20 protein-coding genes and 1 other RNA gene are annotated in these 19,307 nt (G+C 40.0%); 16 read left to right on the top strand and 5 right to left on the bottom strand.

The features are described 5' to 3' along the window. The first annotated feature begins 2 nt into the window (after positions 1–2). The 6 genes from BLQ18_RS14190 (at position 3) to ppk1 (ending at position 5,451) form a co-directional block, all read left to right on the top strand. On the top strand, positions 3–929 hold the full coding sequence (locus BLQ18_RS14190; protein WP_090297989.1) for an aspartate carbamoyltransferase catalytic subunit: 927 nt from the start codon (positions 3–5) through the stop codon (positions 927–929). Position 930: 1 nt separating this feature from the next. Next, on the top strand, positions 931–1,263 hold the full coding sequence (locus BLQ18_RS14185; RefSeq protein ID WP_090297986.1) for a ribonuclease Z: 333 nt from the start codon (positions 931–933) through the stop codon (positions 1,261–1,263). After that, a complete protein-coding gene (locus BLQ18_RS14180) occupies positions 1,260–2,165 on the top strand; it encodes a ribonuclease Z (RefSeq protein ID WP_090297983.1) in 906 nt (301 codons plus the stop codon). Before BLQ18_RS14185 ends, BLQ18_RS14180 begins: the two co-directional genes overlap by 4 nt. 64 nt (positions 2,166–2,229) lie before the next feature. Further along, entirely contained in the window at positions 2,230–2,877 is a 648-nt protein-coding gene (gene pdxH / locus BLQ18_RS14175; protein ID WP_090297980.1) for a pyridoxamine 5'-phosphate oxidase, read from the top strand. A 9-nt stretch (positions 2,878–2,886) separates the two neighbouring features. After that, a complete protein-coding gene (locus BLQ18_RS14170; protein ID WP_090297977.1) occupies positions 2,887–3,372 on the top strand; it encodes a SixA phosphatase family protein in 486 nt (161 codons plus the stop codon). 3 nt (positions 3,373–3,375) lie between these two features. Further along, positions 3,376–5,451 (top strand): polyphosphate kinase 1, encoded by a 2,076-nt coding sequence (gene ppk1 / locus BLQ18_RS14165; RefSeq protein ID WP_090297975.1) that lies wholly within the window; start codon positions 3,376–3,378, stop codon positions 5,449–5,451. Positions 5,452–5,467: 16 nt separating this feature from the next. Here ppk1 and BLQ18_RS14160 read toward each other — a convergent pair whose 3' ends face one another. After that, positions 5,468–6,049 carry a MiaE family protein gene (locus BLQ18_RS14160; protein WP_090298236.1) on the bottom strand — a complete coding sequence of 194 codons (582 nt, stop codon included), beginning with the start codon at positions 6,047–6,049 and terminating at the stop codon, positions 5,468–5,470. Positions 6,050–6,147: 98 nt separating this feature from the next. Between BLQ18_RS14160 and BLQ18_RS14155 the strand changes: the two genes are divergently transcribed. Genes BLQ18_RS14155 through BLQ18_RS14125 form a run of 7 tightly spaced genes read left to right on the top strand, consistent with a single transcriptional unit; the run spans position 6,148 to position 12,898 of the window. Continuing rightward, positions 6,148–6,993, top strand: a complete 846-nt coding sequence (locus BLQ18_RS14155; RefSeq protein ID WP_090297972.1) for an EboA domain-containing protein — start codon at positions 6,148–6,150, stop codon at positions 6,991–6,993. 4 nt (positions 6,994–6,997) lie between these two features. Beyond that, on the top strand, positions 6,998–7,906 hold the full coding sequence (locus BLQ18_RS14150) for a TatD family hydrolase (RefSeq protein ID WP_090297969.1): 909 nt from the start codon (positions 6,998–7,000) through the stop codon (positions 7,904–7,906). After that, positions 7,906–8,805 carry a UbiA-like protein EboC gene (gene eboC / locus BLQ18_RS14145; protein ID WP_090297967.1) on the top strand — a complete coding sequence of 300 codons (900 nt, stop codon included), beginning with the start codon at positions 7,906–7,908 and terminating at the stop codon, positions 8,803–8,805. The genes BLQ18_RS14150 and eboC overlap by 1 nt, the downstream gene beginning before the upstream one ends. A 3-nt stretch (positions 8,806–8,808) precedes the next feature. Continuing rightward, a complete protein-coding gene (locus tag BLQ18_RS14140) occupies positions 8,809–9,978 on the top strand; it encodes a 3-dehydroquinate synthase (RefSeq protein ID WP_090297964.1) in 1,170 nt (389 codons plus the stop codon). Then, positions 9,975–11,159 carry a metabolite traffic protein EboE gene (eboE, locus tag BLQ18_RS14135; protein ID WP_090297961.1) on the top strand — a complete coding sequence of 395 codons (1,185 nt, stop codon included), beginning with the start codon at positions 9,975–9,977 and terminating at the stop codon, positions 11,157–11,159. The genes BLQ18_RS14140 and eboE overlap by 4 nt, the downstream gene beginning before the upstream one ends. Further along, entirely contained in the window at positions 11,159–12,532 is a 1,374-nt protein-coding gene (locus BLQ18_RS14130; protein WP_090297958.1) for an alkaline phosphatase family protein, read from the top strand. The genes eboE and BLQ18_RS14130 overlap by 1 nt, the downstream gene beginning before the upstream one ends. 3 nt (positions 12,533–12,535) lie before the next feature. Continuing rightward, positions 12,536–12,898: a transmembrane 220 family protein gene (locus BLQ18_RS14125; RefSeq protein WP_090297955.1), complete on the top strand. Its 363-nt coding sequence runs from the start codon at positions 12,536–12,538 to the stop codon at positions 12,896–12,898. On the opposite strand, the gene BLQ18_RS14120 is transcribed toward BLQ18_RS14125, so the two are convergent. Beyond that, on the bottom strand, positions 12,887–14,647 hold the full coding sequence (locus BLQ18_RS14120) for a DNA polymerase III subunit gamma/tau (RefSeq protein WP_090298233.1): 1,761 nt from the start codon (positions 14,645–14,647) through the stop codon (positions 12,887–12,889). The genes BLQ18_RS14125 and BLQ18_RS14120 overlap by 12 nt on opposite strands. Positions 14,648–14,754: 107 nt before the next feature. Between BLQ18_RS14120 and rnpB the strand changes: the two genes are divergently transcribed. After that, an RNA gene (gene rnpB, locus BLQ18_RS14115) (RNase P RNA component class A) lies at positions 14,755–15,057 on the top strand. Here rnpB and BLQ18_RS14110 read toward each other — a convergent pair. The 3 genes from BLQ18_RS14110 to BLQ18_RS14100 are packed head-to-tail and all read right to left on the bottom strand — an operon-like array spanning position 15,053 to position 17,055. Beyond that, complete coding sequence (locus BLQ18_RS14110) at positions 15,053–15,592, bottom strand: RsmD family RNA methyltransferase (protein ID WP_090297951.1); 540 nt, start codon at positions 15,590–15,592, stop codon at positions 15,053–15,055. The genes rnpB and BLQ18_RS14110 overlap by 5 nt on opposite strands. Continuing rightward, complete coding sequence (locus BLQ18_RS14105; protein WP_090297949.1) at positions 15,593–16,405, bottom strand: DUF3822 family protein; 813 nt, start codon at positions 16,403–16,405, stop codon at positions 15,593–15,595. It abuts the gene before it with no gap. Positions 16,406–16,407: 2 nt separating this feature from the next. Then, positions 16,408–17,055 (bottom strand): hypothetical protein, encoded by a 648-nt coding sequence (locus tag BLQ18_RS14100; RefSeq protein WP_175443778.1) that lies wholly within the window; start codon positions 17,053–17,055, stop codon positions 16,408–16,410. 194 nt (positions 17,056–17,249) lie between these two features. Between BLQ18_RS14100 and BLQ18_RS14095 the strand changes: the two genes are divergently transcribed. Next, positions 17,250–18,683: an ATP-dependent DNA helicase gene (locus BLQ18_RS14095; protein WP_090297944.1), complete on the top strand. Its 1,434-nt coding sequence runs from the start codon at positions 17,250–17,252 to the stop codon at positions 18,681–18,683. A gap of 30 nt (positions 18,684–18,713) precedes the next feature. Beyond that, a complete protein-coding gene (locus BLQ18_RS14090) occupies positions 18,714–19,277 on the top strand; it encodes a DUF4126 domain-containing protein (protein ID WP_090298230.1) in 564 nt (187 codons plus the stop codon). Positions 19,278–19,307: the final 30 nt, after the last annotated feature.

Here is a 19,307-nt window from a genome sequence, read left to right as displayed (position 1 = left end):
GAATGAGCGAGTTAAGTGTAAATCACTTGTTAGGGATCAAATATCTGAACAAAAAGGATATATCGCTTATTTTTGAAACCGCCGACCATTTTAAGGAAGTTATCAACCGTTCCATTAAAAAAGTTCCAACCTTAAGGGACATTACCATTGCGAACATTTTCTTTGAGAACAGTACAAGAACCAAACTTTCTTTCGAGCTGGCCGAAAAAAGACTTTCGGCAGATGTGGTCAACTTTTCAGCAGGACAATCTTCTGTTAAAAAAGGAGAAACCCTCATCGATACCGTAAACAACATCCTATCCATGAAAGTGGATATGGTGGTGATGCGTCACCCCAATCCTGGAGCTGGAATTTTTCTTTCCAAACATGTAAAGGCTGCCATAGTAAATGCTGGGGATGGTGCTCATGAGCACCCTACACAAGCGCTTTTGGATTCCTTTTCAATTCGAGAAAAACTAGGCGATGTAGGAGGAAAAAACGTGGTGATTGTGGGTGATATTTTACACTCAAGAGTGGCTTTATCCAATATTTTTGCCCTAAAATTACAAGGCGCCAACGTAAAAGTATGTGGCCCCAAAACATTGATTCCAAAGCACATTGAATCTTTGGGAGTGACTGTGGAAACCGACTTGCGAAAAGCACTGCAATGGTGCGACGTGGCCAATATGCTTCGTGTGCAAAACGAACGCATGGACATTAGTTACTTCCCGTCTACAAGGGAGTACACCCAACAATTTGGGGTGAACAAACAGCTGTTGAACAGTTTGGACAAAGAAATTGTGATCATGCACCCAGGACCTATCAACAGAGGCGTGGAAATCACAAGTGACGTTGCCGATTCCGATCAATCCATTATACTTCACCAAGTAGAAAATGGGGTGGCGGTTCGTATGGCAGTACTATATTTATTGGCTTCTAAAATTAAGTAAGATGATTCTCGACAAAGACGGAACTACCACGATAGTTTTCCAAGAGAAAACTTCACTTTCCACATTTTTGGAAAATTTGAACAAAGCTTACCCCAAAATTAAACACGACAACATAGTTGTCAACCTATTTTCATTCAGTAACCTAAAGGCAAACGATCTTTTGGAATTTTTGGACATGTCCAACAACCACAAAGGTTCGGGAAAATCGTTTGTTTTGGTTACAGATAAAATAAGTTACGATGAAATTCCAGATGAAATAAGTTTAGTGCCTACTTTACAAGAGGCGAGTGACCTTATTGAAATGGAAGAAATAGAACGCGACCTCGGCATATGAAATTGACGATTCTCGGTTGCTACGCCGCTACACCTAGAACATTTACCAACCCGACCTCACAGGTACTTGAAGTTAAAAACCATTTGTTTTTGATCGATTGTGGAGAGGGAACACAGGTGCAGTTGCGGAAGTATAAGATCAAGTTTTCGAGAATCAACCATATTTTTATTTCGCATTTACACGGAGATCATTTTTTTGGTTTGCCAGGTCTTATTTCCACTTTTAGATTGTTGGGTAGAGATAAGGAACTACATATATATGGCCCAAAGGGCATCAAAGAAGCCATCACCCTGTTTCTAAAATTGGGTGATTCATGGACCAATTATCCTTTGCTATTTCATGAACTGGAATCCAAGTCCCCAGAATTGATTTTTGAGGACGATAAGGTCACTGTAGAAACCATTCCTTTAGAGCACCGTGTGTACACCAATGGTTTTCTTTTTAAAGAAAAGGAAGCACCTAGAACCTTGAATGTTGAGGCTGCCAAAAAATATGGGGTGGACCGAAGTCAATTTCATAACATTAAGGATGGGATGGACGGTAATGCCAAAAATGGGAATACCGTCCCTAACAAATTGCTGACCGTGGATCCACCAGACCCCAAAAGCTATGCATTTTGCAGTGATACCGTTTACAAGGAAAGCATTGTACCGCAATTAAAATCGGTCGATACCATTTATCACGAATCCACATTTCTGGATTCTGAATCCCAGTTGTGTGCCAAAACGAAACATTCTACAGCCAAACAAGCAGCACAAATTGCCAAACAGGCCAATGCCAAACAATTGATTTTAGGACATTATTCCACCCGTTACAAATCCATCGACCTATTTAAAGAAGAGGCGCAAGAAGTTTTTGCCAATGTGGAATTGGGGGATGATGGCAAGACCTTTCAACTGTAAAAAGGGTTGAAAAATTCCAAAGAGGTTCCTTTGTCCTGATTCGTTTTTTAACGAACTTCACAGTATGCAAAAAGACCTTGGCAACTACAGAAAATCGTACGAGAAAAGTGAATTGACAGAGGCCTCCATAAAGGAGAATCCGATGGAACAATTCCAAAAATGGTTCTATGAAGTGGAAGCATCCGATGGTGTGGATGAACCAAATGCCGTAACGGTTTCTACTATTGGTTTGGACGGATTTCCCAAGAGTAGGGTGGTTTTGATGAAGAAATTTACTTTTGAGGGTTTCATTTTTTATACCAATTACCACAGTGAAAAAGGCAGAGCCATTGAAGCCAATCCATCCCTTTGTTTATCCTTTTTTTGGCCCAACATGGAACGACAAATTATCATAAAGGGCAAAGCGGAAAAAATTGCAGAGAATCTATCCGACGGGTATTTCGAATCCAGACCACACGGCAGTCAGTTGGGTGCAGTGGTTTCCAGCCAAAGCGAAGTGGTTCCATCTCGGGAATACCTGGAGGCGGAATTGAAAAAACTGGAGGAAAAATACGAAAACAAAGAAGTGGAACGTCCGCCGCATTGGGGAGGTTATTTGGTGCGTCCTGTTTCAATGGAATTTTGGCAAGGGCGTCCCAACCGTTTGCATGACCGAATCCGCTACACCTTGCAGGAGGATTATGATTGGAAAATAGAACGTTTGGCCCCTTAATTTTTGGTTATGAAGCAACTCATTTTAATGCGACACGGTAAATCCTCTTGGGATTATGATGTTTCCGATAAGGATAGACCCTTGCAGGAAAGAGGCATCAACGATGCGCATTTAGTGGCCAAAACCTTCAAATTGCATGCTCCCGAAATAGACTTTGCTTTTTCAAGTCCAGCAAATCGAGCCTTACATACTAGCATGATTTTCACACGAACTCTAAACTTTGATTTTAATAATTTCAGGGTTAACGAGCAGCTGTATGATTTTTCGGGAGGTAGCGTACAGCATTTTGTGGAGCAATTGGACAATCGTTTTAACACCGTTGCCATATTTGGGCATAATTATGCGTTCACTTCACTTGCAAATACTTGGGGAGATCAGTATATTGAAAACGTTCCCACGGCTGGACTGGTTCACATTACATTTGGTGTGGATGATTGGTCAAAAATAGCCAAGGGCACCACTAAACAAATGGTCTTTCCAAAACACTTGAAATAATAGATGGTAAAAACAAAAAACGAATATATAAATCGGGAAATCAGCTGGTTACATTTTAATGCTAGGGTGCTTCAAGAAAGCAAAGATAAGCGTGTTCCACTGATTGACCGTCTACGCTTTTTAGGAATTTTCAGTAACAATTTGGATGAGTTTTTCAAAGTACGGTATGCCACTGTAAAGCGAATTGTGGAAGCTGGTAAATCTGGAAAAAGTGTTTTGGGTGGAGAAAAGGCCCAAGATCTTTTGGAAGAAATCACCAAAATTGTAATCGCACAACAAACCCGTAGTCTTGAGATTTTTAAGGAAATTGATCGTGAGCTTCGCGAAGAAAATATTTTCATCATTAAGGAAACTGAAGTAAGCGAAAGCCAAGCGGAATTTATCCGTGAGTACTTCTTCAAAAAGGTGAATCAAGAGTTGATGACCATCATCTTGAATGACCTTGCTGAATTTCCGTTATTGAAAGATACAGCAGCCTATCTCGCTGTTAAAATTGTAATGAAATATGGGGCAGCGGGCGGAAAGCACAATCGATATGCCTTGATAGAAATTCCTAAAGGAATTGACCGCTTTGTGGTGTTGCCCAAAGAGGATGGCAAGGATTACATCATCATGTTGGATGATTTGATTCGTTTTTGCTTGGACAGTGTGTTTACGATGTTCGATTTTGAATCCATTTCGGCGCACATGATCAAGATTACCCGTGATGCCGAATTGGATATTGACAACGATCTGAGTAAAAGTTTTATCGAGAAAATATCTTCCAGTGTAGAGCACAGAAAAATTAGTGATCCCGTTCGTTTTGTGTACGATAAGGGAATCCATAAAGACACGCTCCAGTTCTTGAAAGATAAAATGGATATCACCGATACTGATAGTGTGATACCTGGAGGTAGATATCATAATCGTAGGGATTATATGGGATTCCCAAGTTTGGGAAGATTCGATTTGATGTACGATAAAATTGACCCCTTACCCGTAAAAGGATTCAGCATGCAAGGGAGTTTGCTGAACATGATAGCCCACAAGGACTACATGATCTATGCGCCTTATCATACTTTTAGTTATGTGACCAAATTTTTACGGGAGGCCGCTTTAGATCCATTGGTACGTTCTATTAAAATTACGATTTACCGTTTGGCTAGTGATAGCCAAATTGCCCATGCTTTGGTGAATGCTGCAAAAAATGGGAAGCAAGTTACGGCGCAAATTGAGTTACAGGCTAGATTCGATGAGCAAAACAATATCGAATACGCCAATTATTTACAAGATGAGGGCGTAAATCTGATTTTCGGTGTGCCAGGTCTAAAGGTGCACAGTAAAATTTGTATGATTGAACGTGAAGAAGAAGAGGGATTAAAGCGCTATGGATTTATCAGTACAGGAAACTTTAATGAATCCACCGCCAAAATCTATACCGATTACACCTTGTTTACGGCCCACGAGGGTATCCTAAAGGATATGAACAAAGTATTCGGATTCTTTGAGACCAACTACAAAATCAATAAATATAAGCACCTAATTGTCTCTCCACATTATACCAAATCAACCTTTAAAAAGTTGATTGATAGGGAAATCGAAAACGCCGAGCAAGGTAAAGAGGCTTACATCAAAATTAAGATGAACAGCCTTACTTCCTACGAGATGGTGGATAAATTGTATGAGGCCAGTAGAGCAGGAGTCAAGATTCAGATGATTGTTCGTGGCATAAACTGTTTGATTCCAGGAGTTGAGGGCATGAGTGAAAATATTGAGGCCATTAGTGTGGTTGACAAGTTTTTGGAACACCCAAGATTGTTCATTTTTGGAAATGGAGGTGACCCGAAAATCTATATCTCTTCGGCGGATTGGATGACCCGTAACCTTGATTTTAGGGTAGAAGTAGGATGTCCAATTTATGATCCAGACATCAGACAAGAACTGTTGGATACATTCGATATTTCATGGAGGGACAACCTTAAGGCGAGAGTCTTTTCTGCAAAACAGGACAATGCATATAAAAAGCGACCTAAAAATGTCCCTGAATTACGCTCTCAGTTCGAAATGTACTTTTACTATCAAGATAAGTTGAAATCATAAGGGAATTACCAAGCCGTTAACCGTGCATGGTTTCCTTTTTACCCAAATTTTTCATCAATTCAGCTTCGTAATCCAAGAGGTCTTGCCATTTTTTATCCACTTCCTCCTTGTTGCCATACTTTCGGGCAAATTTTAGGAACATGGTGTAGTGGTTGGCTTCGCTCACCATCAAATTGCGGTAAAACTCGGATAGTTCTTCATCGTTGATTTCTTCAGAAAGCAAACGGAATCGTTCGCAACTGCGTGCTTCAATCAAGGCGGCATACAAAAGTTTGTGTACCAAATGTGTATCACGACTTCCACCTTTGGGAAAGAACTTCATCAATTCGATAACGTATTCATCTTTGCGTTCACGGCCCAATACCCAACCTCTTTTCAAGATTCTGTCGTGTACCATATGAAAATGCCCCATTTCTTCACGGGCTAGAGCAGTCATTTCCTTTACCAATTCCGATTTTTCTGGGAAGCCGATAATCAACGAAATGGCCGTGCTTGCCGCTTTTTGCTCGCAATACGCGTGATCGGTCAAGATTTCTTCGATATTCTTTTCTACAATGTTCACCCATCTCGGGTCGGTCGGTAATTTCAGGCCTAGCATCATTCTAAATCTTTATCGCAAAGATAATCTGATAGGATTAAATAAATTCCCCCAACCCTCGTTATATTTGTAGAACCAACAGATTCTAGTCTATTCTTATGGTCCAAACCTCTAAAGAGTATCTCTCCGATATATTACAATTAAACCTGTCAGAGTCCGAATATCAATGGTTGATAGGTGCAATGGATAAAATCCTTGAAACAAAAAGTAAAAGGGATTTATACATGACCTATAGCCTTTGTGCTTCCAAAATTCAAGATAAATCCATCACCAATTTTGGTACTGCAGATTTTGAATGGAAATCGTATTTGGAGGTGCAAAAAGCATCGACCTTGGAGATGGCCAGAATTTTTATTTTGACCGCTGCTTTGGAAGCAAGTGAAGATTTCTTGCAATCTGTGCAGCAATTGATTCAAGTAGCCGATAAAACCGAGTTGGAAACCTTTTTGAAGTTTTTGATTCTATTACCAGAACCAGAACATTTCAAGTTTGCGGCCGTTGAAGCCTTGCGGACTAATATCGCTACGGTGTTTAATGCCATTTCGCAACATAATCCCTATCCATCTCGCTATTTTTCCAACCATGAATGGAATCAGATGTACCTCAAGTCAGCATTTATGATGCAAGACTTGAAACAAATTCCTGAAATTGAAAAAATGGCCAATGCAGATTTAACCCGTATCATTTCCGATTACGCGCATGAAAGATGGGCAGCCTCAAGAGAAATTGATCCGATGTTCTGGAGACCCGTTTCCAATTTTATAAAAGGGAATTTGGTAAATGATATAGAACGGATTTTGCAAAGTGAAAATGAAAGGGAGCAAAAAGCGGGAACATTGGTTTGTTTTCACTCCAACTTGGATGAAGCTAAAGAATTACTCAAAAAACATGACACCCACCTACCCAAAGTAGAACAGGGTGATTTAACCTGGAAAAATTTATAGTATCATGAATGATAAATTAATGATCATAGATCCTCACGTTCACATGACTTCGAGAACTACGGATGATTATGAGGCCATGGCGGCAGCGGGTGTTGTTGCCGTTATAGAACCATCTTTTTGGCTGGGACAAGCTAGAACCCAGGTAGGTTCGTTTCAGGACTACTTTAGTAGTCTTGTGGGTTGGGAGCCTTTTAGGGCATCCCAGTTCGGAATCAAGCATTATTGTACCATTGGTTTGAACTCCAAAGAGGCCAACAATGTTCCTTTGGCCGAAGAAGTGATGGAACTATTACCATTATATCTTCATAAGGAAAATGTAGTGGCCATTGGTGAAATTGGTTATGATGATCAAACCAAGGCGGAAGACCGTTTCTTTAGAGAGCAGTTGGAATTGGCCAAAGCTTTTAACATGATGGTTCAAGTACACACACCACACCGTGATAAAAAGGCGGGAACTATAACCAGTATGGAAGTTTGCTTGGAGCATGGAATCGACCCTGGTATGGTGGTTATCGATCATAACAATGAAGAAACAGTAAAAGATGTTTTGGATCGTGGATTCATCGCTGCCTTTACCATCTACCCAAAAACAAAAATGGGAAATCAACGCATGGTCGAAGTCGTTCGAAAGTTCGGCAGCGACAATATTATTGTGGATAGTTCTGCCGATTGGGGTGTAAGTGATCCATTGGCCGTTCCAAAAACAGCCAATTTGATGTTGCAGAATGGTATTCCACGCGAAGATGTGGTAAAAACATGTTACCAAAATGCATTGGATTTCTTCGGTAGATCAGGAAAAATGAACGAGGAGCACTGGTTGACCCCTGAGGCCATTGACCAACGTAAACTCTATGATGACAACAGTGTTCTGAGAGGCCAAGAGCCCAAAGTAGAGGACAACAAAATCGTTTAATGGGGCCGCGTTTAAAGGCATATCTTCAGTTGTGTAGGCCTGCGAACTTGCCTACCGCCGCAGCCGATATCATTGCAGGAATGTCCATTTCAGGATTATTCTTAGGGTTGTCAACCTTTGAATTTCCGTTGGATGTCCCTTATTCAGCATTCCTTTTGATCATGGCATCTGTATTTTTATATGCAGGTGGTGTGGTGCTCAATGATGTATTTGATATCGAAATTGATAAAGTGGAACGACCAGAAAGACCCATCCCAAGTGGTGTTGTACCTTTAGGTAAAGCAAGCTTGTTCGGTTTTCTTTTATTGGTAATCGGAATTGGGTTGGCTTTTTTAGCAAATACCCTGAGTGGATATGTTGCTGTGCTATTGGCGCTTGCCATTCTTTCTTATGACAAGTATGCAAAACATCATTCCTTTTTTGGACCACTTAATATGGGGATTTGCCGTGGTTTGAACCTTTTAATGGGCATTTCGTTGTTCAATGATTTTGAAAATTGGCCTTATGTGCTGATTCCCATCGTGTTTATTTTTGCGGTGACCATGATCAGTAGAGGAGAGGTTCACGGTAAAAACAAAGGCAATATTTTGCTGGCAGGTTTGTTATATGTGATAGTATTGATTGGAATTGGAGCTTTGCATATGGTTTATGCAGCATCCAATCTAACATACTTGGTGTTTTTACTGCTTTTCGCTTTGATGGTATTTAGGCCATTGGTTATCGCATACAAGGAAAATATACCCAACAATATCAAAAAAGCAGTGAAAGCTGGAGTATTGTCCATAATTTTATTGGATGCAGCTATTGCAGTGGCCTATTCCAATATTTTGGTTGGACTTTTAATACTTTTATTATTGCCATTATCGATTTTTTTGGCAAAACAATTTGCAGTTACATAACATATGGACATAAGTACATTGCCTACGATTCAACAAGAATTTAACGTACGGTACACATATCAACTTCTTTTCACCCAGCATTTATTTGCATTGGAAAACCCTTTGTTTAAAAATGTGCTGGAAGCTTATCGCCCCAACGAGCCTATCAAATGTCAATTTGTTGTGGATCAGGGTGTTTTTGATTCCCATTCAGGTTTAGAAAAACAAATTCAAGCCTATTGCGACCATTTTAAACATCAAATACAGTTTACGGAATTGATTGTGGTGCCAGGTGGTGAAGACAGCAAAAAAGACCAAAAGAGCGTTGATAAATGCTTGGAGGGCATAAATAACAATGCCATTTGCCGACATTCATTTGTGGTGGCCATTGGTGGAGGGGCTGTGGTTGATATGGTGGGATATGCAGCAACGATCGCCCATAGAGGAGTACAGTTGATTCGAATTCCAACAACTGTATTATCTCAAAATGATGCAGCGGTCGGAGTGAAGAACAGTGTAAATGCTTTCGGAAAGAAGAATTTCCTGGGAACGTTTGCCATTCCTTATGCGATTATCAACGATTTGGAATTTTTGAAGACCCTGGAGCAACGTGATTGGGTAGCAGGAATTGCTGAGGCTGTTAAAGTGGCATTGATCAAGGACAAAACCTTTTTCGAATATATTGAAGCCAATGCAGAGGCCCTAGCCCATCGTGAATTGGAGCCAATGGCCTATTTGATTCATCGTTGTGCCGAATTGCACATGGAACATATCTCCAAAGGAGGTGATCCTTTTGAAAAAGGCTCTTCCAGACCGTTGGATTTTGGACATTGGTCGGCCCATAAATTGGAATACATGACCCAATACCAAGTGCGTCATGGAGAGGCGGTAGCTATAGGAATGGCGATGGATATGGTCTATGCCAAATTGATTGGCGTTTTTAATGGAGATTTGGATAGAATTCTGTCCGTTTTGAAAAAAGTCGGTTTTGACTTGGACTTGCCCTTGGAAACTGACTCGGAAATTCAAGAACTCCTCAAAGGAATTGAAGAATTCAGGGAGCATTTGGGAGGCGAACTTACCATAACCCTTATTCCTGAAATTGGCAAAAAAACAGACGTACATACTATAGATTACAAAGTAATGGAGGAAGCAGCCCGTAGCTTTATGTACAAACCGCAGAACTCCTTATGAGAATAAAAGATTACCACTTAACCTATTGCACCAACATTCACGCAGGAGGTGATTGGGAAGAAACCTATACAAGCCTTAAACAAAATCTCCCCTCAATTAAAAACGATGTATCCCCGAACGAACCTTTTGGGCTGGGACTGCGTTTGAGCAATGCCGCAAGTGAGGAAGTCACTGATGAGCAATTGCAGGAATTCAAGGATTGGCTTACCGAGATAAACTGTTATGTGTTTACCATGAACGGATTTCCCTATGGGAACTTCCATGGTGAACCCGTAAAAGACCAAGTACATGTTCCTGATTGGACTACCGATAAAAGATTAAAATATACTTTACGACTTTTCAAGCAACTGGACTTTTTAGCACCAAAAGATTTGGAGTGCGGAATTTCCACATCTCCAGTTTCTTATAAACATTGGTTCAATACTGATGAGGAAAAGCACAGAGCTTTCCAAATAGGGGCAGCTAATATGGTTCAGGTAGCATTAGAACTGTATCAAACCGAAAAAAAATCGGGCCGTTATATGCATTTGGACATAGAACCCGAACCCGACGGCTTTTTGGAGAACACCCAAGAGGTACTCGATTTTTATGACACCTATTTAATTCCAGAAGCCATTAAAATATTTGGGGAATTGGAATTCAACAAGGAGGAATCCGAGGCCTTACTTAAAAAATATATTACCGTTTGCTATGACGTTTGTCATTTCGCATTAGCCTACGAAGAGCCAACGTTAACTTTTAATCAGTTAAAGCATGTTGGAATAAAAGTGGGGAAAATCCAAGTGAGTGCAGCACTCAAAATTCTTTTTAACGAAGACAAAGTAGATGAGTTGTGGAGTACATTGGCTCAATTTAATGAGCCCATTTACTTGCACCAAGTGACCGAAAAAGTGAATGGAAAGGTGGTCACTTATAATGATCTTCCCATGATTTTGGAGAAAAAAGCACCATTTGATGAATTGCGTTCCCATTTTCATGTGCCTATCTTTTTAAAGGATTATGGCTTGCTGCAATCTACCCAAGATCAAATAGAAAAGGTGTTGGACTATTTGAAAGAACATTTTGTAAGCAGCCATATTGAAGTGGAAACCTATACTTGGGATGTGTTGCCCGAAAAACTAAAAGTTCCCATTACCGAATCCATTGCACGGGAGTTGAATTGGATGAAATCCAGATTGTAATGAAGAAGACCGTTGTTATCAATGTTGTAGGATTGACCCAAAGATTGATTGGGGAGTACACTCCATTTATCAAATCTTTTTTGGAAAAGGGAAAGGGTAGTGTTATTCAACCTGTGTTGCCAGCAGTGACCTGTTCGGTACAAAGTACCTATCTCACTGGGAAATGGCCCTCAGAACATGGTATCGTGGCCAATGGTTGGTATTTTAAGGATGAATTGGAGGTAAAATTCTGGAGACAGGGCAATCCTTTGGTGCAAACAGATAAAATTTGGGACGAACTCAAGCAAAAGGACCAAAACTTTACCTGTGCCAATATGTTTTGGTGGTACAATATGTACAGCACTGTGGATTTTAGTGCCACACCTAGACCGAATTATTTGGCGGATGGCAGGAAGATTCCAGATATCTATACCTATCCTTCAGACTTGCGCGACAAGCTGCAAGAGAAGTTGGGGACTTTTCCATTATTTAATTTTTGGGGCCCTAAAACCTCCATTAAATCGAGCAAATGGATTGCAGATGCCACCGTGGAAATGGATAAGGAAAACAATCCTACCTTGACCTTGGTCTATTTGCCGCATTTGGATTACAACATTCAGCGTTATGGCCTTGATTTTAATATTATACAAAAAGATTTAAACGAGATAGATGTCGTTGTAAAGGATTTGGTGGAATACTACGATACTCAATCGGCAAACGTTGTTCTATTGTCCGAATATGGCATTACAGACGTTTCAAATCCTATCCACATCAATCGATATTTACGCAAAGAAGGTTATTTGGATATACGAATTGAACGCGGTCTCGAACTTTTGGATGCTGGGGCAAGTAAGGCTTTCGCTGTTGCAGACCATCAAATTGCCCATGTGTATGTAAAAGATCCAACGGAAAGTGACAAGCTGTTTGCATACCTGAAAACGATTCCTGGGGTTGAACGAGTGATTCCAAAAAACGAACTGGATAAAGTCCATTTGGATCATGAGCGAGCAGGCGACTTTGTTTTGGTAGCTGATAAGGATAGCTGGTTCACCTACTATTTTTGGGAAGATGATGCCGTGGCACCCGATTATGCAAGAATGGTGGACATTCATAAAAAACCTGGGTATGATCCCGTTGAAATGTTGACCGACCCAGCGGATAAATTCACCATGCTGAAAGTGGTATGGAAACTCCTCAAAAAGAAATTGGGATTCAGAACCGTCTTGGACATCATCCCTTTAAAGGCTGAATTGATAAAGGGCTCTCACGGAAGAATCCCTGAAGATAAAGATGATTGGCCAATTTTGATCACTAACAATTCGGATAAACTGACTCAATCAGAATTACTTGCAACAGAAGTAAATGAAATTCTAAAAAACCATGTAACAACCTAAATTATGGAAACATTTTTCAAAATCTTCGCCATTGTTTTTACACTTTTATTTGGTTATGCCATTGCGGTACAATACAATGATCCAGATGCATTTAAGTGGATTTTAATCTATTTGGCTGCAGCCGCCGCCTCCATTTTGTTTTTGATGAGAAAACTGAAACCTATCGTTTATTTCATCTTGACCATTTTCTTTTTGGTGCTTTTTGTGGTGTATTGGCCTGAAACTTATGAGGGAGTACAATTGGACCACGGCATGAAAACCGTAAATATTGAAGAGGGGAGAGAATCTTTGGGCTCTTTAATCGCTGCCGCTGTCATGTTGATTCTTGGCATGCGCACCCGCTTTGTAAACAAATCAAAAGTCTAGGTCGAACTCTTTTCGTAGTAAATCGATATTCGGGTTTTTCTCCCGAAGCTTTTCATATTTCTCGGCAGGGGTAAAGGCAAACTTTTTGGCTACTTCTTCATTTACCGTGATAAACAAGCTGATGGAGTAGTTGTTCAGCTTTTCTTTGAGATAATCCATCATCAGACTCTGTTCCCGTTCAATTTCCTTTTTCATGGTATTGTTCGGTAGCTCAATCCAAATGGTGTGCTCATTTTTGAGTTTTGGCACATCCGTTTGAAAATTACTCGCCAAGATTTTACGTCCCTGATTTTCCAATAAATGTACTCTATCGTCCCAATGCTTTTGCATCGAAGCTTCGTCAAAAAGATCTTTGGGTAAATTCGCTTCGTCAATATCAACAGCTTTGGTGTTCACATGAGCTTTTTTCACCTTGATGCTTGACAGGGAAAGTCCAGAAACACGCTTTTCAGCTCCTTTTAACTGTATTTTTTTGGGTTCGTAACTGGATTTTGGCTCGCTCACCAATTCCTTTTCGGGTTGTGGTTCTGGAGTTGGTGTTACGGTTACTTTTGGTTCTGATGAAATGGGTGCTTCAACCTGTTTGGCAGGTGGTTCTGGTGCAGGAATTGAAGTGGTCTGTCCGTTTGTTGCTTTCGATTTATCCTTAAAATAGGAGGCTGGAATTATAAAATCAGCGTTTTTTTTTTCTCCATCGAAAGTGATGGAGGCTAATTTCATAAGGGTAAGTTCAACGAGCAACCGTTGATTTTTACTGGTCTTGTACTTTAAATCGCAGTCGTTGGCCATATCCAAGGCCTGCAATAAAAAGGTTGTAGATGCTTTTTTGGCCTGTTCCTGATAGTGTTTGGCCACATCTTCACCCACTTCCAATAAACTTAATGTATCAGGATGTTGACACACCATCAAATCCCTAAAATGCGAAGCCAATCCTGTGATAAAATGGTGTCCATCAAAACCTAATGAAAGCGTTTTGTTGAACAGCACCAAAAGTTCAGGAATGTTGTTCTCCAGAATTAAATCGGTGGCCGAAAAGTAAATATCGTAATCTAGAACATTGAGGTTTTCCGTTACAGATTTACGGGTCAACTGTTTGCCTGAAAAGCTTACTACCCGGTCAAAAATGGACAGCGCATCTCGCATGGCTCCATCTGCTTTTTGGGCAATAATGTGGAGGGCACTTTCTTCGGCTTCAATATCTTGTTGATCGGCAATATATTTTAAATATTCGGTGGCATCTTTAACCGTGATTCGCTTAAAATCAAAAATTTGGCACCTTGAAAGTATGGTGGGGATGATTTTATGCTTTTCAGTGGTTGCCAGAATAAAAATGGCATGCTTTGGTGGTTCTTCCAACGTCTTCAAAAATGCATTGAAAGCCGATTGGGAGAGCATATGCACCTCGTCGATGATGTAAACCTTATATTTTCCAACTTGAGGTGGAATTCGAACTTGATCGATCAAACTTCGGATATCGTCCACGGAATTGTTGGAAGCGGCATCCAGCTCAAAAATGTTGAACGCAAAATCTTCATCTTCCCTTTCGGAACCATCTTGGTTGATTTGCTTGGCCAAAATACGGGCACAGGTGGTTTTTCCAACCCCTCTTGGACCGCAAAAAAGCAAGGCTTGTGCTAAGTGGTTGTTATCGATGGCGTTGAGCAAGGTATTGGTAATAGCCTCCTGTCCCACAACATCTTTAAATGTTTGGGGGCGGTATTTCCTCGCCGATACTACAAAAGGTTCCAAAGTTGCTGCCATTGAATAAATACAAATATAAAAATAGGAGCGGGTAAAGCTATGGCTATCCCTCTACTAAAGTCTTTTTTTATTAACAATTAGGATTACCTTTGCCGCCAGCAGGCCACCTTATCGCTGCGAGCTTGTTTGTACAGGTTCGAAGAGGAAAGTCTGGACACCATAGTGCGGCATAGCGGGTAACGCCCGTCCGTCGAAAGGCGAGGACAAGTGCAACAGAAAGCAAGTACAGTTCGGCTGTAGTGAAATCAGGTAAACTCTATGCGGTGAAACGTCATGTAAACCAATGTTTGAGGGCTGCACGCTCGAGTTGGAGGGTAGGCGGTTCGAGCCTTTGGGTAACTAAAGGCCTAGATAAATGATAAGGGTATACAGAATCCGGCTTATGGCCTGCTTTTATTCTATTTCAAAGAAACTAAAAATACTACTTCCGTATTTTCTTTGTTCCGAAAATTTTGGGTGTTCTGATAAGTCAGTTTGGTCTGAATGTTCAATCACTAAAACGCCATCTTCCAGCAATAAATCTTGCTCAAAAACCAAATTGGCAATCTTCAAAAATTCTTCGGTCTCAAAAGCATAGGGAGGGTCTGCAAAAATAAGGTCAAACTTTTCAGAGTTTCGTTCCAAATATTTGAAAACATCCGCCTTAATGGCATCAATGGAAAACTCCAATTCTTTTGCTGTCTTGGTAATAAATTGAATGCATCCTGGAAAGGCATCCACAGCAGTAATGTCCTCAACACCTCTAGAAGCAAATTCGTAACTGATATTGCCGGTACCAGCAAAAAGGTCGAGCACTTTTAATTCGTCAAAATAAAAACGGTTATTCAATATATTGAAAAGTGACTCCTTTGCCATATCCGTCGTGGGGCGAACGGGCAATTTTTTTGGAGCGGTCAGTCGCTTTCCTTTATATGTTCCAGAAATAATCCGCATTTATAATGCACTTAAAATGGAGAAGTCAATGCTTTCGTTTTCCAATTCATCAATTGGGAAACTTGGATTGCTGGGCACAAAAACAGAAACGTGTTTTACATATGTATAGCACAGCTCGTAAATTGGATCTCCCTCGGAAACTGCTCCGAACAATTTTAATTGTACCTTCTCCAAATCCACATTCAATTGTTCCATGCTGAACAATAGGTAGTAGAGAAAATCTTCTTTAGTCTTGAACTCAAATTGATTGTAGAACAATAATTTTTTATCCGCTACCACCATCATTTCCATTTCCTTGTCAGAAACTTGAACATAACAAACAGGTTCTGTACCCATTCGATTTTGGTTCAACAAGGTTGAGATCAAAACCGTACCACTATGCTTGAATTCAAATTCCCCAAAAAGCTCAAAAATGTAATTGTTGATATTGGTGTAGGGAATGTAAACGTTCACCAATTCTTGATTGGGAATCTCGTCGTACGCGATAAGATCGTTCGCCATTATTTTGGCATTGAACTTTAAATAGTTTGGGAGTTCTTCCTCATTAAAAAGTGGTTTGGGCACCAAACTGAACATATTGTTTTTGTGGATGACCATTACTTCTGAGAAGTTTCGACCTATGTCTCCTTGATCGCTGAGTTTGGCCTTTAACTCCTTTAATAAAAGGTACGGCGTAGAGGGTGTGTTGAATCGAACTTTTTCGAACGCCAATATTTTATTGGTGATCGTATCCGACACACAAAAAGAAAGTCCATTCAAGCCAGCTTGAATGGACAGTTTCCTATAGGTAGTATTTTTTACTTTCTGTTCTATAGTTAGTTGTTTTTCCTATCGTAAATAGGAGGCCAGTTTCCATTGGTACTAACATCTGTCAACGAACCTACTTTAATTTCGGTACCGTTTACTTCTTCAACACTTTGGTGTGCTTTTTCTTTTTCCAACAAATCTGCTGGTTGATCGTAAAGCACTACTTCTTTTTTCACCTTAGCTTCAAATACAGGAGCTTTGTACCCACTCTTGTCAATAATGTCAGCTTTCATTTCAAACTTCTCATTATTTTGAGCGTAAGGCACGTCCATCATGGATTTGTAACGAGTATCGGCTCCAAAAATAGAATCTTTTACACTTACAGTACCCAATGTATCAATAATGATGGTATCCTGTTGCATATCAATTTGATAAGCTCTGTCATACCTCATGAAAGATGAATCACGTTGCGTAGTGATGGTGTAATTGCCTGTATCGATGAATTGAATAAGGCTCTGAAAATCATTTGCATACTTACCATTAACGGTCTTGTACGCTTCTTGCGAATCACGAATGTCTTTAAGTTTAGAAATTACTTGAGAAAATCTTTCTTTTCTAACTTTGTTGAATTCGATGGGGGCATTGATGGATTCATATATCATGTAACCTAGGTAAATGCTGAAAAGTCCGAAAACAATTACCAAAACTGGTTTGATTTTTTGAGGTAATAACCTGTCAATCAAGAATACTAGCCCTACGGTTACAAGGCATATTAAAACAACAATAAGAATTAAATTTAACATATCTGATACAGTCTTTCAAAGTTAATTTAGTGGTTACTGACAAATCTACAATTTTTTTTTAATCAGGAAACTTTTTGCTTTAAAAAACCGTGGTATATTTAAGGCTCATGAAGGATTTTAACACACCTGAATTTCTAAAAATTTTAACCGAAAAATTTCCCCATTCACCTACTCTAAAGCAAGGTTTGGCACTTAAAAAGTTGGCTAGCTTTGTTTTAGACGGAAAAAAGGACCAAGTATTCCTGTTAAAAGGGTTTGCAGGAACAGGGAAAACTACCTTGATAGCCACTTTGGTAAATAATTTATGGAAAATGAAAATGAGTGCCATTTTAATGGCACCCACTGGTAGAGCAGCCAAAGTGATGTCCGTTTATTCCGGTAGTAAGGCATTTACCATTCATAAAAAGATATATTTTCCCAAAAAACAATCTGGTGGAGGTATTCAATTTGTATTGGCCCCGAACAAACATCGCAATACCATATTTATAGTAGATGAGGCTTCCATGATTCCAGATACTCCTGCCGATTCCAAACTCTTCGAAAATGGTTCTTTGCTAGATGATTTAATGTTTTATGTGCACTCAGGTCACAATTGCAGGTTGATTTTGATTGGTGACACCGCGCAGTTACCTCCCGTAAAATTGGATTTAAGCCCTGCTTTGGATGAAAATCGACTCTCCTTAAATTATGATAAGGAAATTGAGTATTTGGAATTGGATGAGGTAATGCGTCAACGGGAGAATTCGGGAATATTACACAATGCAACCTTATTAAGGGAGCAACTACAATCCGAATATTTCGACGACTTCAAATTTGATTTGGCACATTATAAGGATATAATTCGGTTGATAGATGGTAATGAGATACAAGAAGCCATTGATTCATCGTATTCAGAAAATGGTAAAGAAGAAACTGCCATTATTGTCCGATCTAATAAAAGAGCGAATCTTTACAATCAAAATATTAGGGAGCGCATCCTTTTCTTGGAAAATGATATTGCCGTTGGGGATTATATGATGGTGGTAAAAAACAACTATTTTTGGTTGAAGGCCACTTCCGAAGCTGGGTTTATTGCCAATGGAGATATTATCGAAATTCTGGAACTTTTCGCTATCAAAGAATTGTATGGATTCACTTTTGCTGAAGTAAAAGTAAAGATGGTAGATTATCCAAATCAAAAACCATTTGAAACAGTTTTGCTCTTGGACACTATAAACGCCGAATCACCTTCATTATCTTACGAGGATGGAAATCGATTGTATCAAGAAGTGATGAAAGATTACGCACACGAAAAAACCAAATACCGAAAGTTTTTGGGAGTAAAGAACAACAGATTTTTTAATGCGCTTCAAGTGAAGTTTTCCTATGCAATTACCTGCCACAAATCCCAAGGAGGGCAATGGGATACCGTTTTTGTGGAGCAACCTTATTTGCCCAATGGTGTGAGCAAAGACTATTTACGGTGGTTGTACACAGCTGTAACTAGAGCCAAAAAACAGCTCTATTTAATAGGTTTTAAAGATGATTTTTTTCTTGACTAGGAAAAACTTACTTTAGACATCACCATGAACATTGAACCAGATACTATAATCAGCATATTTTTAGGAATTGGATTGGCAGCCTCTGTAGGCTTTCGTGTTTTTCTGCCTCTTTTTGCCCTGAGTTTATCGGCATATTTGGGAATTTGGGAACTTAACGATAGCTGGCAATGGATTGGCAGTTTGGCGGCTTTGGTCGCTCTTGGAGTTGCCACTTTAGTAGAGATTTTCGCCTATTTTATTCCATGGGTGGATAATGCTCTAGATAGTTTGGCGATTCCGTTGGCTGGAATTGCCGGTACTGCAGTCATGGTTTCTACCGTAGCCGATTTAGACCCCGTTGTAACCTGGTCTTTGGCCATTATTGCTGGCGGAGGAACCGCAACCGCGATAAAAGGAGCCAATGCAGCAGGTAGATTAACCTCTTCGGCCACTACGGGCGGATTGGCAAACCCGTTGGTGTCCACTGTTGAAACAGGGGCGGCTGTCGCGGTTTCCACAGCATCCATTTTGGTACCACCAATTGCCGCGATATTGGTTATCGTAATTTTGGTGTTTATCTTTAGAATATATAGAAAATTGCGACCCAAAGCATAACATAAAATCAACATCAGAAAAGTGAAAATA

Origin of the sequence: Flagellimonas zhangzhouensis, assembly GCF_900102925.1 — a bacterium.
Taxonomy (GTDB): domain Bacteria; phylum Bacteroidota; class Bacteroidia; order Flavobacteriales; family Flavobacteriaceae; genus Flagellimonas; species Flagellimonas zhangzhouensis.
This window is presented reverse-complemented; position numbering and strand designations above follow the sequence as displayed.